General features: G+C 32.2%; 16 protein-coding genes and 1 pseudogene. 1 reads left to right on the top strand and 16 read right to left on the bottom strand.

Going from position 1 to position 16811, the window contains the following annotated elements:
- Positions 1-8 precede the first annotated feature (8 nt).
- The 15 genes and pseudogenes from LFT63_RS01890 to cmk all read right to left on the bottom strand — a co-directional run bounded on the left by LFT63_RS01890 (position 9) and on the right by cmk (position 14573).
- Positions 9-604, bottom strand: a pseudogene (locus LFT63_RS01890) (DUF1405 domain-containing protein).
- Complete coding sequence (locus tag LFT63_RS01885; protein WP_340767817.1) at positions 594-1169, bottom strand: YpiB family protein; 576 nt, start codon at positions 1167-1169, stop codon at positions 594-596. The pseudogene LFT63_RS01890 and the gene LFT63_RS01885 overlap by 11 nt, the downstream one beginning before the upstream one ends.
- Positions 1170-1184: 15 nt before the next feature.
- Positions 1185-2429 (bottom strand): tetratricopeptide repeat protein, encoded by a 1245-nt coding sequence (locus tag LFT63_RS01880; protein ID WP_340767816.1) that lies wholly within the window; start codon positions 2427-2429, stop codon positions 1185-1187.
- 2 nt (positions 2430-2431) lie between these two features.
- The gene (gene aroA, locus LFT63_RS01875) at positions 2432-3733 is read right to left on the bottom strand and encodes a 3-phosphoshikimate 1-carboxyvinyltransferase (protein ID WP_029055331.1); all 1302 of its coding nucleotides are present in this window, start codon (positions 3731-3733) and stop codon (positions 2432-2434) included.
- An 11-nt stretch (positions 3734-3744) separates the two neighbouring features.
- Positions 3745-4809 (bottom strand): 3-dehydroquinate synthase, encoded by a 1065-nt coding sequence (gene aroB / locus LFT63_RS01870; RefSeq protein WP_029055330.1) that lies wholly within the window; start codon positions 4807-4809, stop codon positions 3745-3747.
- 24 nt (positions 4810-4833) lie between these two features.
- Complete coding sequence (aroC, locus tag LFT63_RS01865; protein WP_017637966.1) at positions 4834-6000, bottom strand: chorismate synthase; 1167 nt, start codon at positions 5998-6000, stop codon at positions 4834-4836.
- Between the two features lie 420 nt (positions 6001-6420).
- A complete protein-coding gene (ndk, locus tag LFT63_RS01860; RefSeq protein WP_029055328.1) occupies positions 6421-6870 on the bottom strand; it encodes a nucleoside-diphosphate kinase in 450 nt (149 codons plus the stop codon).
- Between the two features lie 133 nt (positions 6871-7003).
- On the bottom strand, positions 7004-7963 hold the full coding sequence (locus LFT63_RS01855) for a polyprenyl synthetase family protein (protein ID WP_037536644.1): 960 nt from the start codon (positions 7961-7963) through the stop codon (positions 7004-7006).
- Positions 7964-7983: 20 nt separating this feature from the next.
- A complete protein-coding gene (locus LFT63_RS01850; RefSeq protein ID WP_340767815.1) occupies positions 7984-8691 on the bottom strand; it encodes a demethylmenaquinone methyltransferase in 708 nt (235 codons plus the stop codon).
- 2 nt (positions 8692-8693) lie between these two features.
- On the bottom strand, positions 8694-9266 hold the full coding sequence (locus tag LFT63_RS01845) for a heptaprenyl pyrophosphate synthase subunit A (protein ID WP_029055326.1): 573 nt from the start codon (positions 9264-9266) through the stop codon (positions 8694-8696).
- A gap of 253 nt (positions 9267-9519) precedes the next feature.
- Positions 9520-9792 (bottom strand): HU family DNA-binding protein, encoded by a 273-nt coding sequence (locus LFT63_RS01840; protein WP_001043863.1) that lies wholly within the window; start codon positions 9790-9792, stop codon positions 9520-9522.
- Positions 9793-9963: 171 nt separating this feature from the next.
- Positions 9964-10962, bottom strand: coding sequence for an NAD(P)H-dependent glycerol-3-phosphate dehydrogenase (locus LFT63_RS01835; protein WP_017637961.1), 999 nt, complete (start codon positions 10960-10962; stop codon positions 9964-9966).
- A gap of 19 nt (positions 10963-10981) precedes the next feature.
- Complete coding sequence (gene der, locus LFT63_RS01830) at positions 10982-12292, bottom strand: ribosome biogenesis GTPase Der (RefSeq protein ID WP_029055325.1); 1311 nt, start codon at positions 12290-12292, stop codon at positions 10982-10984.
- 173 nt (positions 12293-12465) lie between these two features.
- The gene (gene rpsA / locus LFT63_RS01825; protein WP_340767814.1) at positions 12466-13644 is read right to left on the bottom strand and encodes a 30S ribosomal protein S1; all 1179 of its coding nucleotides are present in this window, start codon (positions 13642-13644) and stop codon (positions 12466-12468) included.
- Between the two features lie 269 nt (positions 13645-13913).
- Entirely contained in the window at positions 13914-14573 is a 660-nt protein-coding gene (gene cmk, locus LFT63_RS01820) for a (d)CMP kinase (RefSeq protein WP_029055323.1), read from the bottom strand.
- Positions 14574-14649: 76 nt separating this feature from the next.
- Between cmk and LFT63_RS01815 the strand changes: the two genes are divergently transcribed.
- Positions 14650-15624 carry an asparaginase gene (locus LFT63_RS01815; RefSeq protein WP_029055322.1) on the top strand — a complete coding sequence of 325 codons (975 nt, stop codon included), beginning with the start codon at positions 14650-14652 and terminating at the stop codon, positions 15622-15624.
- A gap of 54 nt (positions 15625-15678) precedes the next feature.
- Here the strand turns inward: LFT63_RS01815 and ypdA are convergent, their stop codons facing one another.
- Positions 15679-16665, bottom strand: a complete 987-nt coding sequence (gene ypdA / locus LFT63_RS01810) for a bacillithiol disulfide reductase YpdA (RefSeq protein ID WP_029055321.1) — start codon at positions 16663-16665, stop codon at positions 15679-15681.
- Between the last annotated feature and the right edge of the window lie 146 nt (positions 16666-16811).

The following is a 16811-nucleotide window of genomic DNA, read 5'->3' as shown; positions in this document are numbered from 1 at the left end:
AATGCACTTTAATCAAATGATTTAACTTTCAATACTTGTTTAAGAAATAAATATAAAAATAGCGAAATGATACTTAGACAAATAGATAATACCCCAATTTCAATAACATGGGAAGCAATAAACTTATAATAAGGAAATTGCATTTTAACATAGTCCATATAATCGTTTAAAAACACCCAAATTAATGAAATTACAAAACCCAAAATAGTTATTTTAAAGCGAGGATAAAAGTAAAATGCTTGTAATGCCATAATGCCATGTGATATCAAAAGCATTAATCCATTAATAGTTACCTCTCCATCTATTACAAACATAATCAAGTTCATAATCACTGCCCAAACACCATATTTTATTAAAGTTACGAATGCTAAAGCTTCAATTATGGATGATGATTTATTTAATAACAATAATGCAATGGATATAGTTAAAAATAACGAAGCGGTTGGGCTATCTGGAACAAAAGGAACAAAATAAGATGGTGTTATATACAACTGACCACTATACCAGTCATAGCCATATATTGTACCTATCGCATTACATACAAGTAAAAATATTAAAACGGTCGATAATATAATGAAACTTCCCAGTATTGTTTAATAGTCATTATTGTTATCTCCGATATCATGTTTAGTTTTCTTAGCTTTTAAAATATTAAGTATTTGTGTAAGTTGGTAAAATCTTTCTTGTTCTTTCATCTGTAGACTTAAATCTATATTATCTTGAAGTGTTTCAATTAAGGTTGTTTGTTTACGATCACTCATAGAGATTGAATACAAATCTTGAACATACGATGTATAATGTGGCGAATGGATTAATTGCGCTAAAATTAAATCGTCTAATCGACTTTCACGTTGATGTTCAGAAGAAAAATGCAATTGGATATCAAAAGTCATATCGTTATTTGCAATGACTTCGAAAATTTCATTTGTGTTAACGAGTGCTTGTTGATGGTCGTTAAATTGAATTGCAGAAGCATCTGAATTTACTTCTGCAATTTTTAATGTCATATGTTGTTGTATTTTTTCCTCGACGAAATGTATACGTTGTAGTTTTTTTGGACTAGCTTTTAAATAATTTAATACCCATACTGAAATACGAGATTTAAATTCATAATGGAATAGCAAATATTCGATAAAACTTTGTTTCATTTTTGTAAGGGAGCTATTCATTTCGTACCATTCCTTTTAAGATTGTAAACGTATTGCTTCATCATGCCATGTTTCATTGCTTGGATCCATTTCAAGTAGTTGATCAAGAATAGATTTAGCTTGTTCTTTTTGCCCTATTTCTACGAGATAGAAATAGTAGTCGCTTAAGAATTCAGATTGTGTTTTTAAAGTTGGATAAGCTAATTCAAAGAAATGTTGTGCTTCTTTGTCACGTTCTTCTTGTCCGTAGGCATAGGCTAAATGCCACATAAACACAGGGTCTAAATCTTCTTCATCTACATATGTGAGCAAGTCGATAAGTGCTTCATAATCTTCTTCACTTCTATATAAATCACTTAAAATCAATAATGGCTCATGATATGCATTATCTACTTCTAGTGCTTGTTTTAATAAAGTGACACCTTCATTCGCATCGCCATGTTCAATTTCTATACTACCTGTTGAAACCATTAATTCTTTATAAAATTGACTTAAACGTAATCCTTCTTTACCAATTTCAATAGCATCCGGATAATTTTTTTCGTTTTCGTATAATGATTGTAAATAGAAATAACCTTGTAAGAAATCAGGGTCTTTCGTTAATAACGTTTTCATTATTTTAATGGCTTCTTGTGTTATGTCATTTTTTTCATAAGCAATTGCTTTTTTGAAATAATCTTCAGAATTCATCTCAGTTTCATTAATTTCATCATATAGGCGAATAGCATCACTATAATTTCCGCTTTGTAAGCTACAATCTGCTTGTCTAGAGAATAAGTTAATACCATTGACTTCATATTCACCAGTTTCAAGTACTGTTTCATATTCAGTGCTAGCACGTAAATATTGCCCATCGAAATATAGTAATTCTGCTAAAGCGAAATGTAGAATTGGATCATTAGGTTCTAATTGAATCGCGGCTTGAATTTTATCGATAGCGACTTCAAGCATATTAATTTGTTGATATAAATCTGCTTCGAGCATTAATTTTTCTGTAGATTCTTCAACTTGACTTAAATACTCTAACGCTTCGTCAGTTTGGTTCTCTGACATTAGCCCTTCAATAAAGTAAATAAGTAATTCACTTTCGTCTGGATATCTGTGATAAAGCGTTCGGAATACTTCTAAACCTTGTGGTGTTAAACCAAAGTTGTAAAGTGTTTCACCTAAAATGAATAATGCATCATCGTTATTTGAACTCAGCACTTCATTTACACGAGTATCTAAATTTGTTAATTTTTGTAAATTGATATCGTCTATTAATTTGTAGATATCTTCCATTACTATTTTCCCTCATTTTCTAAAAGCTTGAATTTTGGTAAGAAACCTGGAAATGAAACATTAACTGCATCAAATTGTTCTATGGATAAAGGTTCTGAGCTGAGTAGTGATGCAACAGCTAACATCATTCCTATACGGTGATCGGTCTGACTATCAACTGTGACACTAGTTTTAAATTCAGAAGGATGGATTATAAGACCATCATTTGTTGGTTGCAATTCAAAACCTAATTGATTTAGCATATCTGCTGTCGTATCAATTCTGTTTGTTTCTTTAACCTTTAATTCTTCTGCATCTTTAATCACACTCGTACCTGACGCTTGTGTACAAAGTAATGCAATGACGGGTAATTCATCAATTGCTCTCGGTACAAGTTCTCCATATATTTGAATGGGTTTTAAATTTGGTGTATAACGCACACGTAAAGATGCAGTCGGTTCCGATTCTTCTGTTATGTCACTAAGTTCAATATGACCACCCATTTGTTTAACGATGTCTATGATACCTGAACGAGTTGGGTTAATGCCAACATTATGAATTGTAACATCACTGCCAGGTGTGATTAAGGCTGCAACGATGAAAAATGCAGCAGAAGAAATATCGCCTGGAACATGAAAATCACGTGGTTGTATATGTTGTACTGCTAATGGTTTGGTAGTAATCGTTTTATCATTAACTGAAATAGGAATATTAAAATGTTCAAACATAGTTTCTGTATGATTACGGCTAACATCTATTTCTGTGATGCTAGAAGATTCTTTAGAAAAGATACTAGCAAATAATATAGCGCTTTTTACTTGGGCACTAGCTACTTCCATAGTATATTGCATGCCTTTAATGTTTGAAGGCTTAATAATTAAGGGTGTGTAATTACCATCCACGCCACTAATTTGTGCGTTCATTTTTAGTAATGGTTTTAATACTCTATCCATTGGACGTTTACCGATTGAAACATCTCCCGATAATACACTTTCCAGACCAACACCACTTAACAATCCGGCTAATAAACGTGTTGTTGTGCCTGAATTACCTGTATACAGAACTTGATGTGGCGTTTTAAAATTTTGATAACCAGGTGAATCAACAATAATACGATCTTCTTCTTCGGTGATTGTTACACCTAAAAGTTCAAAGATGGCCATCGTTCTTTTACAATCTTCACCTAATAATGGTTTATATATAGTTGTTTGTCCTGTTGCTAATGATGCGAGCATAATTGCTCTGTGCGTGATGGATTTGTCACCAGGCACCTCAATGTTCCCTGTTAAAGGACCATTAATATCAATTGTTTGTGTAATCGACATCATTTATTCACCTACTTTATTTTTGATTGAAGTTCGTTAAATGCAGCTAAGTGTGTAGATTTGTTTACGTGTTCTACAACTGCATGACCTAATGATTTCATTAGAACCATTTGAATGCCATCTTGGTTATTCTTTTTATCTAAAAGCATATATTGATAAATATCATCGAATTCTAACTCTTTTATAATGTTAATTGGATATCCTAGTGAGTCTAAATAATTAAGATAATGATCAATATCATATGTGGTTTTTAATATTTGATTAGACACGATAAATTGATAAACAATACCTATCATCACAGCATGACCATGTGGAATTTTATATTTATATTCAATAGCATGGCCAAATGTATGCCCTAAATTTAAAAACTTACGAATACCTTGCTCTTTTTCATCATTCACAACGATATTTAGCTTTGTTTCGATACCTTTATAAATATATGTTTCAATATCATCTAATGACGCTAATACTTCTTTATTAGGAAAATGTTGTTCAATATTGCTAGTGTCTTCTTGACCATTTAGTAATGCATGTTTATAGACTTCTGCATAACCACTTAGTACTTCACTATAAGGTAATGTTGTTAAGAAATCTAAATCATAAATAACAGCTTTAGGTCGATAAAATGCACCGATTAAGTTTTTACCATGTTGAGAATTAATTCCAACTTTACCACCAATACTTGAATCATGGGCTAAGATAGTTGTTGGGACTTGTATAAATGACACGCCTCTTAATACACTTGCAGCTATAAATCCTGCAAAGTCACCTGTTGCGCCTCCACCAATAGCAATAATTGCTGTATTTCTCGTAATTTGAAAGCTTAAAATATGTTCGGCAATTTCATGGAAGTAATTAAAAGATTTCGTTTGTTCACCCGATGGAATGATTATTTTATGAGCGTGATTCACACTAATAAAGTGATCTATTTTATCTTTGAAATGTTGATACACTGTTTCATCAATGATAAAAAATGACTGATCATAAGATTGAGTGAAATCTTGTAGTTGATTAATAGCACCATGCTCAACAATAATTGGATAATTATTATCTTGATAAGTTGTATTTAATTTCATATTTATTCACCTGATTTATGAGGATTAGAATTCGATATTTAACTGTCGACGTTCTGCGATTTGTGCTTTTAGTTGGTCAATGTGATTAGCTTGGAATTCTTCTAATAATGCTTTAGCTAATTCAAAAGCGACTGCATGTTCGCAAACAACGCTTGCTGCTGGAACAGCACAACTATCAGAGCGTTCAATCGTTGCTTTGAAATCTTCTTTTGTGTTGATATCTACTGAGTTTAATGGTTTGTATAATGTAGGAATAGGTTTCATTACACCATTAACAATGATAGGCATTCCGTTTGACATACCACCTTCAAATCCACCTAAGTGGTTTGAAGCTCTATAGTATCCTTGAGTTTCGTTATACATAATTTCGTCTTGAATTTCGCTACCAGGCTTTTCAGCGGCTTTAAATCCTTCGCCAAAGCTAACTCCTTTAAATGCATTAATACTTACTACACCTTGAGCTATACGACCATCTAGTTTACGATCATAATGAACATAGCTTCCGATTCCTACTGGCATGTTTTCTGCCATTACTTGAACCACGCCACCTATTGAATCGCCTTCTTTTTTAGCTGCATCAATTTTATCTCTCATTTGTTGAGCAATATCTTCATTAATAACTCGAACGTCATTTTTATCGATATTAGATTTAAATGTCTCTGCATCATAAAGGCCTTCATCTTTTATGCCACCGATTTCTACAACTCTACTATATATATGAATATCTAATTGAGCTAATAATATTTTAGAAACAGCACCTACTGCTACACGAGCAGCTGTTTCTCTAGCTGAAGAACGTTCTAAGACGTTGCGTAAATCTCTATGGTTATATTTCATTCCGCCAACAAGATCAGCATGTCCTGGTCTTGGTTTAGAAATAGTACGTTTCATATTTTTTCGTTCTTCTTCACTAATCGGTTCAATACCCATGATATTTCTCCAATGAGTAAAATCATCGTTCGTAACGACTAATGTAATCGGACTACCTAGTGTATAGCCATTTCTTACACCTGAAACAATCTCGATAGCGTCTTTTTCAATTTGCATACGACGACCTCTACCATATCCGCCTTGTCGTTTAAACATTTCTTTATTAATATCTTCAGCTTTAATTTCTAAATTAGCTGGAACACCTTCAATTATTACTGTTAGTTGTGGGCCATGTGATTCTCCTGAAGTTAAATATCTCACTAAAGCACACTCCTTTCTCTTTAGTTCTTTTATGAATTATTATATGTGTTTAATAATATCACAATCAATAAATCAATATAAGTTTATCGAGCTACCGTCATTTTTATTACAAATCAAAAATATGAGTTTAAGAGTTATTTCTAAATGGAATTAATTGATTGATCACAGATGATATTATTTTGAACAAGTTTTGATTGAATTATAAATACTTACATATTATTTCGTTAACCAACCAAATAAAAAAGTGATAAAGTACCAATCCCTAAATTAGGTTAGTGGTACTTATGCATTAGTTTTAGTTAAGGTATTCAATAAGTTATAACTAATGCAACAACTGCTAATATATAATTGAAGCCCGAGACATTGATTTATGTCTCAGGCTCTATGGATAAAATGAATTACTTTTTAAATTTTATTTTTTTATTCGTATAACCAAGCATCTCTAGGAGATTCATAACTATTTACTTCTTCATCATTAAACCATAAACTAATTTCTCTTTGAGCAGATTCCACTGAATCAGAACCATGAATGATATTTCTACCAACTGTTAAACCTAAATCTCCTCTAATAGATCCAGGAGTAGCATCAGATGGGTTTGTGCTTCCGATGATATGACGAGAAACCGCTACAGCATCTTCACCTTCAACAACCATTGCAAAAACTGGTGCAGAAGTAATGAAAGAAATTAAATTGTTGTAGAAAGGTTTACCTTCATGTTCGCTATAATGCTTTTCAGCTAATTCTTGTGGTACTTGCATTAATTTGCCACCTACAAGTTTTAATCCTTTGTTCTCAATACGAGAAATTATTTCTCCGATAAGATTTCTTTGTACTGCATCTGGTTTAATCATTAAAAATGTACGTTCCACTTTGTGTTGTCCCCCTGTAATTTAAAATAACAAGCTTCTGAAGTATGTATAAATTAACTTGTCCGCTAATTATAAAGTAGCTAACTTATATACTACCAATTAATTAAAGCGCTTTCAAGCTGATTTACATGATTTACACATTTCTAGAACCCATTTTTTTAATTAACTTTTTAAATAAGTTTCGGGCTTGATTATCATCTAATTCATCAATTAGATTGAGCGCTTTATTCAAGTATTTTTCACTTATATCTTTTGAAACTTGAATATTATTTGAATTGCGTATAATATCTATACATTTTTCAAATTCTTCTTTATTACTGTCTCTATCTAAGTGAGCAATCATATCTTTGAAAGATGCATTATCTCTCATTTCAAGCAAAACTGGCAATGTGATGTGACCATTCATCAAATCGCTACCTACAGGCTTACCTAATTTCTTTTCAGTGCTAGTAAAATCGAGTATATCGTCGACAATTTGAAAACTCATTCCGATGTAATGACCAATCATTTTTAACTTTCTAATTGTTTCTTTGTCAGATTGAGACGTAATAGCACCTACTTCTGTAGCTAACTGAATTAGTAAAGCAGTTTTACGGTTAATTCTTCTTAAATAGTTAGTAATCGTTTGTTCGCTATTGAATTGATCTTGGAATTGGAATAATTCACCACGACATACGTCCACGATAGATTCAGATAAAATTTCATGAACACGTTGGTCTTTAATTTCTGATAAATGTTGTAAACCTAACGCAAGTAAGAAGTTCCCTGTGATAATCGCTGTTGTTTGGTCCCATTTCTTAGAAATTGTAAGTCTTCCACGTCGTTTATCACTTTTATCGATAACATCATCATGGACTAATGTTGCCATATGAATGAGTTCTAATGCTACAGCCACTTTATACGTATCTTCTGAAACGCCTTCTTCTTTACCGAACTGGCTACTAAGAATGACGAAAGCTGGTCTAACACGTTTTCCACCTGAAGAAAGTAAATGAAAAGCGGCTTCTTCAAGTACTTTATCATTACTATGAATTGATTGTTCTAGACGCTTTTCAACTTTTTTTATTTCATTGTTCATGTTTAACTTTGCCACGTTAATCACCTTTGGTCGTATCATTTTTGTTTATAGCCAAGGTGCATTGCAGCAACGCCACCTGTGAAGCTACGTACTTTTATGTTATTAAATCCTGCTTGTTGAAATAATCGTTTTAATTTTTCTTTACCTGGAAAATCAAAAGTAGATTGTTGTAACCATTCATATTCTTCTTTTGATTTAGCGAATAATTTACCAAAGATTGGCATCACAAATTTAAAATATAAACGATATACTTGTTTGAATACAGGTAATGTTGGTTGACTCGTTTCTAAGCATACAACCATACCGCCTAGTTTAAGTACACGATTCATTTCTTTTAATGCGCCTAAATAGTCTGGTACATTTCGTAAGCCGAATCCGATTGTGACATAATCGAATGAATTATCATCAAATGGTAAGTTCATGGCATCTCCATGGACTAAATTAATATTGTCCATATTTGATGTTTTTTCTTTTCCTACTTCTAACATGTTTTCACTGAAATCAATACCAGTTACTTCTCCTTCAGGACCTACAGCTTTACTTAAAGCGATTGTCCAATCAGCAGTACCACAACATACATCAAGGGCTTTACTCCCTTTTTTGACTGACATTTCTTTCATAACATGTTTTCTCCACACTTTGTGTTGTTCGAAACTAATAATGTTATTAAGTCTATCGTATTTTTTTGAAATATTTTGGAATACTGTATGAACTTGTTCTTTTTTTGCGTTATTTTCAGCCATCTTTAATTACCTCTTCTTTTATCTAGCGTTTGTTTGATGTCTTTCATAATTAGATTAACACGTTCTTTATTATAATTTTTTAAATATGATGGATAGTAGTCATGTACATCGTCATATAAAAAGTCATATATCTGAGTTGCATTTCCTTCATTATTAAAATGAGTTAACGTAATATATGGGAATAATGTTTCAATTTTAAAAATTGCGTCACTCGCTTCTTCATCAGTTAATACATGTTGATGTAGTGAAGATTTAAGCTCGCTCACTTCAACAATAGCTTTACTCATTGCTAGTTGATATTCAGGATCATTTATTTCAGCTAGTATAGTATAGAAATGTGCACTTAATAAATCTCCAACTAGAATAGAATGCTTTGATAAACGATTGTTAGATATGTCATCTAGATGTTTCATCGAAGTGTCGATTGTGAGGCAAGCTAACTTTGCTTTTTCAGGTAGTGAGCATGTGTCTAAAAATTGACCCAACTTTTCATTGATTTGTATGGTTTCATAATCAACTATACCCTTAAGCCTTTGCTTAATATCTATATTTAATTTGCTTACAGTAGTTTCCATGTTCACACCTCACGATATTATCACTATTTATATTAACATTATATATCAAAAAATTAAATATTAGAGTCCCTTCTCATCTTTATTAGATTACAGAATTTATACTTATGTAAAAAGTAACGCTTTTTATGTATTATATGATTATGTATTTGGAGTTATGTTAAATAGTTAATTAATTTTTCTCTTTTTGATAGAGAACTAAATTTTTATTTTATACAAAAAGAAAAAAGCCCTCGAAGGGCTTTTTTAAGTAAAATTATTTTACTGCATCTTTTAATGCTTTACCAGCTTTGAATGCTGGAACTTTACTTGCAGGAATGTCGATTTCTTTACCTGTTTGAGGGTTACGGCCTTTACGAGCAGCACGCTCACGTACTTCAAAATTACCGAAACCGATTAATTGTACCTTTTCACCTTTAGCAAGTGAGTTTTGGATAGATTCAAAAACAGCGTCTACTGCTGAACCAGCTTCTTTTTTAGTTAAATCAGCTTGTTCTGCAACTGCATTGATTAAATCAGTTTTATTCATTATGAATTCACCTCCTGAGGTTTGATAATGATATCATTATATCATTATGGTTAGACTTTAACACACTGATTACTGTCACCGCAACGATTTATATATTAAAAACCTTAAAATAATACGATTAGAATTAATTTTTTTGGAAAACACATCAATAAAGTGTAAAATGACACTTTATTATTCTGATTTTTTGTCTCTACCCATTAATTCTTTAATACTTTCTTTAACAGGAACATCCTCGAATAACACTTTGTATAATGCTGTAGTGATTGGCATATCAACATTAACTTCTTGTGCTAAATAATAAACAGATTTAGTTGTATAAATTCCTTCAACTACCATTTTCATTTCTTCAAGTGCTTCATCTGTTGTTTTACCTTGGCCTAATTTATAACCTAATGTAAAGTTACGAGAATGAGTTGATGTACAAGTTACAATTAAGTCACCTATGCCACCTAAACCTAAGAATGTCATAGGATCGGCACCTAATTTTTCTCCTAAGCGACTAATTTCAGCTAAACCACGTGTCATAAGAGCTGCTTTTGCATTATCACCAAATCCCATTCCAGCTACGATACCACTTGCTACTGCAATGATGTTTTTCAACGCGCCACCTAGCTCAACTCCGACTAAATCATTATTTGTATATACTCTTAAATAATCATTCATAAATAAATCTTGAATTAATTGGCTTACTGCTTCATCTTTTGATGATGCTGCCACAGTTGTAGGTTGTTTGATAACAACTTCTTCAGCGTGACTTGGTCCTGATAATACACCAATACCTGCATTGTGTTCAGGAGAGATTGAATCTTCCAACATTTCAGATACACGTTTGAACGTACCATTTTCAATACCTTTTGCAACATGAATAAAAGTCTTTTTTGTAGTTAGTAATCCATCGATTTTACTAGCAACTTCTCTCATTGCTTTAGTAGGTAAAGCCATTAAATATATATCTGCAAAATCTACAACTTTGCTTAAATCTGTACTGGCTTTAATAGATGGATCTAGTTTTGCTTCTTTTAAATAATTTTTATTCATATGATGTGTATTTAATTCTTCGACGTTTTCGTCATTTTTACCCCACATTAGTACATCATGGCCATTTTGTGCTAATACATTGGCTAATGCTGTACCAAAACTTCCCATACCAAATACTGATATTTTAGTCATATTAATATTCCCCTCCGTTTTAATTTCTTTTTCTTGGAATGATATGAACAGGTGTACCTTCAAATCCAAAGGCATGTCTAATTTGATTTTCAAGATAACGTTTATAAGAAAAATGCATTAATTCAACGTCATTAACAAATACAACAAATGTTGGCGGTTCAATCGCAACTTGTGTTGTATAAAAGACATTTAGTCTTCTACCTTTATCTGTTGGAGTAGGATTCATTGAAATTGCATCAGTCACTACTTCGTTTAATGTTGAACTTTGTACACGTTTTTTATGATTTTCACTTGCCTCTTTAATATAAGGGAATAACGTTTTCAATCTTAATTGTTCTTTAGCTGAGACAAAGGCAATTTGTGCGTAGTCTAAGAATTGGAATTCTTTTCTAACGTCTTCTGTAAATTTCTTCATCGTTTTACTGTCTTTTTCTACTGTATCCCATTTATTAACAACAATGACGATTGCTTTACCTTCTTCATGCGCATATCCAGCGACACGTTTATCTTGTTCAATAATACCTTGTTCTGCATCGATAACAACTAAGACGACATTTGAACGTTCAATTGCTTTTAATGCTCTTAAGACTGAATACTTTTCTGTAGATTCGTATACTTTACCTTTTTTACGCATTCCAGCTGTATCTATTAACACGTAATCTTGACCGTCGAATGAATATTCTGTATCGACAGCATCTCTTGTAGTACCAGCAACATTAGAAACAATGACACGTTCTTCACCTAAAATGGCATTGACTAAACTAGATTTCCCTACATTTGGGCGACCAATAATTGATAAACGAATTGTATCATCATCGTATGGGTCTTCTTGTTCTTCACCAAAGTTTTCAACGACGGCATCTAATAGATCACCTAAACCTAAACCGTGCGAACCTGAAATTGGATAAGGTTCTCCAAATCCTAAAGAATAAAAATCATAGATGTCGTTACGCATTTCTAAGTTATCTACTTTGTTTACTGCGAGAACGACAGGTTTTTTACTTTTATAGAGCATTTGTGCTACCATTTCATCGCTTTGTGTTAATCCTTCTCTAACATTAACCATAAATACGATAACGTCCGCTTCGTCGATGGCTACTTCTGCTTGTGCTCTAATTTGTGTTTGGAATGGTGCATCTCCAATTTCAATACCACCTGTATCTATAATATTGAATTCATGAGTTAACCATTCACCTGATGAATAGATTCGGTCTCTGGTTACACCAGGCGTGTCTTCAACGATAGAAACACGTTCGCCGACTACTCTATTAAAAATTGTAGATTTCCCTACATTAGGCTTGCCTACAATTGCTACTATAGGTTTAGTCATTTGTTAACTTCCTCTCTTTCTTAATCTCTATAATTTTATCACATGCAAGCACTGATTCAAAATACGTTTGTAACAAACGACTAAATATATTAAATAATACTTGAGAAGATGTAAAAAAACACTCCAATTAAAGAGATAACTCTAATTGGAGTGTAAATGTAATTTATCGTTTATTAAAATTTAAGATCTTTAAACTTATCACCAAAGACATCACCTAAAGTAGGGTTATCTTCTTCAGTATCTTTATTTAAATAAGATTGTGTTGTAGAAGCATCGCTTTCAACTACATCTTCGTTTGGTAAAGTAGCTTTGATAGATAATGATACACGTTCATTGTCTTCATCAATACCTAAGATTTTAACACTAACTTGTTGACCTGGTTCTAATACTTCACCTGGTGTACCAATGTGCTTATGATCAATTTCTGAGATATGAACTAAGCCTTGTACTCCAGGAGCAATTTCAACGAATGCACCGAAGTTAGCTAATCTTACAATTGTACCTTCGATAACGTCATTTTCGTGGAATTGACCTTTAATTTGTTCGAATGGTGTTGGTAAAGTATCTTTGATTGATAATGAAATACGTTCAGTATCTTTATCAACTGATTTTACTTTTACTTTCACTTTTTCGCCAACTGAAACAACCTCTTCTGGAGATTGAACATGTTGATGTGATAATTCAGAAACGTGAACTAATCCATCTACACCACCAATATCAACAAAAGCACCAAAGTTTGTTAAGCGAGCAACTGTACCTTCAATCACGTCTCCATCATTAAGTGATTCTAATAATGATGCTTTTTTAACGTCATTTTCAGCTTGTTCAACAGCTTTACGGCTTAAGATTACACGGTTATTTTCAGGATCTAATTCTTCAACTTTAATTTTGATTGTTTGTCCTTCAAAGTCAGAGAAATCTTCGATAAAGTCTGTTGAAATTAATGAAGCAGGTACGAAACCACGTTGTCCTACATCGACAACTAATCCACCTTTCACAACTTCTGTTACTTTAGCTTCAATTATTTCATTGTTATCAAGTTTTTCTTGTAAATAGTCATATGATTTTTCAGTTTCAAGTTGTCTTTTAGATAAAATATATGCACCTGAATCATTTTCTTCATCAAATTCAATTTTCGTTACATAGGCTTCTATTTCATCGCCTTCTTTAACTACTTCATTAGGTTTTTCAATATGATGTGTGGATAATTGGCTAATAGGGATTATACCATTGTATTTTCCACCATTAATATGCACAACTACTTGTTTATCTTCAACCTGTTGTACTTCTCCAGTGACTTTGTCACCTTCTTTAATATCTTTAATCATTGATTCGTTGAATTCTTCAGTCATCTTGTCTGCCTCCTTATACACTACATAAGTATAACATCTTACAAACTGACTGAATTGTCAAGAAATTCCCCTTTTACACTTTAAGAAACTTTATGTTGATTTCGTAGATGCAATTAAAAAGTGAATTTTTTAAATAAATTTCAATTTAAAGTTGAAGATGTATATTTATAGTGTTTATTAATATTAAGATTCAATCTAATTCTATTATAAGGGATAATAAAAGCTATATAAACGTTTCTGCTTATAACGTTTACATAGCTTTTAGTTAATTATTTAATTTGATCCACCATTTTTAAAATTTCGTTAGTTACTGTTTCAATAGATTTACCTGTTGTATCTAATGTAACGGCATCATCAGCTTTTCTTAGTGGTGAAATCTCTCTATTCATGTCATAGTTATCTCGTTGTTCAATTTCAGTTTTTAATTTTTCCAAGTTTGATTCGATGCCACGTAATTCATTTTCTTTTTGACGACGTTCAGCGCGTTCCTCAACAGAAGCAATCATATATACTTTTAGTTCGGCATTGGGAAGTACAACTGTACCGATATCTCTTCCATCCATAACAATACCTTTTTTAGCAGCTAAGTCTTTTTGCTTTTTAACTGCAAATGATCTAACTGGTTCTTTTGAAGCGACATATGAAACGTTGTTAGTAACATCATTTTCTCTTAAATAATCTGTTACATCTTCATTATCAAGCATCACACGTTGGCCTTTTGTTTCGTCATAAGTTAATTCTAATGTTGTATTTTTAATCAGTGCTTCAAAATCTTCTGTTTGGTTTGTACGTATATATTTGTATGTAATTGCTCTATACATAGCACCAGTATCTACATAAATCATAGAAAGCTTACTAGCAACTTGTTTAGCAATTGTACTTTTACCTGCAGCTGCAGGACCATCTAAAGCAATATTAATTAAACTCATTATCGAAATACCTACCTTGTTGTTTGATGAATAATATTTTATCATAAATATGTATTTTATTAATAGGAGGAAAAGTATGAAACGTCTACTTGTTATTCATACCGGTGGCACAATCAGCATGTCACAGGATAGTTCTAATAGAGTTATTACAAATAAAGAAAATCCAATTTCACAACATCAAGATATCATTAAACAATATGCACAAGTAGATGAGATTCATCCTATGAATGTACCATCTCCACATATGTCTATACAACATGTGAAGCAATTAAGAGATATCATTGTAGAAGCTCATCATGATAAAGACAATTCATATGACGGATTTGTCATTACTCATGGAACAGATACTCTTGAAGAAACTGCATACCTTTTAGATTTATTATTAGATATAGAGGAACCAGTTGTCATTACAGGTGCTATGAGATCTTCCAATGAAATAGGTTCTGATGGTCTATACAATTTTATTTCAGCGATTAGAGTGGCCTCTTCTGCAAAATCTCGTCGTATGAGTGTTATGGTCGTATTTAACGATGAAATACATACAGCACGCAATGTGACTAAGACACATACATCTAATACAAATACATTCCAAAGCCCTAACCATGGCCCATTAGGTGTACTAACAAAAGATAATGTACAATATCACCATCATCCTTTAAGTCATACAAGTTATCATAATATAAATCCTGGCTTAAATGTCCCACTCGTTAAATCATACATGGATATGCCAAGTGATATATTTAAATTTTATGCATCACAAGAAATCGATGGTTTAGTAATCGAAGCTATGGGACAAGGTAATCTTCCACCTACTTGTTTAGATGGACTAAATGCCTGCATAGATAAGAATATTCCTATCGTCATGGTATCTCGCTCATTTAATGGCATTGTAAGTCCAGTTTATGCCTATGAAGGTGGCGGGTATCAACTTGCTGACAAAGGGTTAATATTTTCTAATGGGTTGAATGGACCTAAAGCACGGTTGAAATTATTAGTGAGTTTAAGTAATGAACTTGAACGACACGATATTAGACAATATTTTGAAGAGTAAAATAAAAAATAATGGCGTAGAATTGATTTGATACTATCAATCTACGCCATTTATTTATGATTCTAAAGGTGTTTGCTTTTTAGCAAGAATACTTTGTGTTATTAAACCACCATGATATTTACCATTTTCTATAAAGATAGTATTGGCATCGTTGCCTGCTGCAATTACTCCGGCAATATAACAGTTTTCAACATTTGTTTCGTATGTTTCGCGGTTATATACGGGTGCAGTGCCGAATTCATTCGTATTAATATCTATTCCGATAGATTTTAAGAATTCGTAGTCAGGGTGATAACCTATCATAGCAAATACATAATCATTAGGTATTTCAATAGTGTTACCATCTTTTTCGTAAACTACTTTATCCTCTGTAATTTGAGTTACATTGGCATTAAATTCCATTGTAATTTTTTCATGATTGACTAGTGATTCAAAATTAGGAAGAATCCACGGTTTAATTGCTTTAGGATAACGATCTCCTCGATATATTACAGTGACATTTGCGCCAGCTTTTTCCAATTCTAAGGCTGCATCTACAGCAGAATTTTTACCGCCTATAATGACTACATTTTGGTCGAAATAAGGGTGTGCTTCTTTAAAATAATGACTTACTTTTGGTAAATCAGCACCTTCAACTTCTAATGTATTATGCTGACCGTAATATCCTGTCGCTACAGTTAAAAATTTACATTCGTAAACATCTTTAGTAGTTGTAATTGTAAATCGGTTATTCATCTTTTTAACAGTTAATACTTCTTCAAATGGATTGATATTTAATTGATGATGTTTAACTACTTCACGATAGTATACTAATGCTTGGTTTCTATGTGGTTTACTTTGTTCAACGATGAATGGTACATCGCCAATTGATAATTTATCGCTTGAAGAAAAGAAAGTTTGATGTGTTGGATAATTGTAAATAGCTTCAACAACATTACCTTTTTCAATAACTAATGTTTCAATACCTTTTTTCTTTTGTTCAATGGCTGCACTTAAGCCACAAGGTCCACCACCAATGATGATACTTTCTATTTTTTGCATGTCATACGGCCTCCTTTAATCACCAAACTATTATATCAGTTATGATCTATTTACGCGAAGTCCTTGATTAAGAAAAATTTATAATTTTAGTGACGTTTTAAGAAATGGAAAATAAATGATTTTGGATAAATAAAAAAACTGTGAGC

The sequence above is a fragment of the Staphylococcus sp. FSL H8-0121 genome (assembly GCF_038008425.1).
In the GTDB taxonomy this organism is placed as follows: Bacteria; Bacillota; Bacilli; order Staphylococcales; family Staphylococcaceae; genus Staphylococcus; species Staphylococcus pasteuri.
Note: the sequence above shows the minus strand (reverse complement) of the source record. Positions and strands in the feature narration are given on the sequence as shown.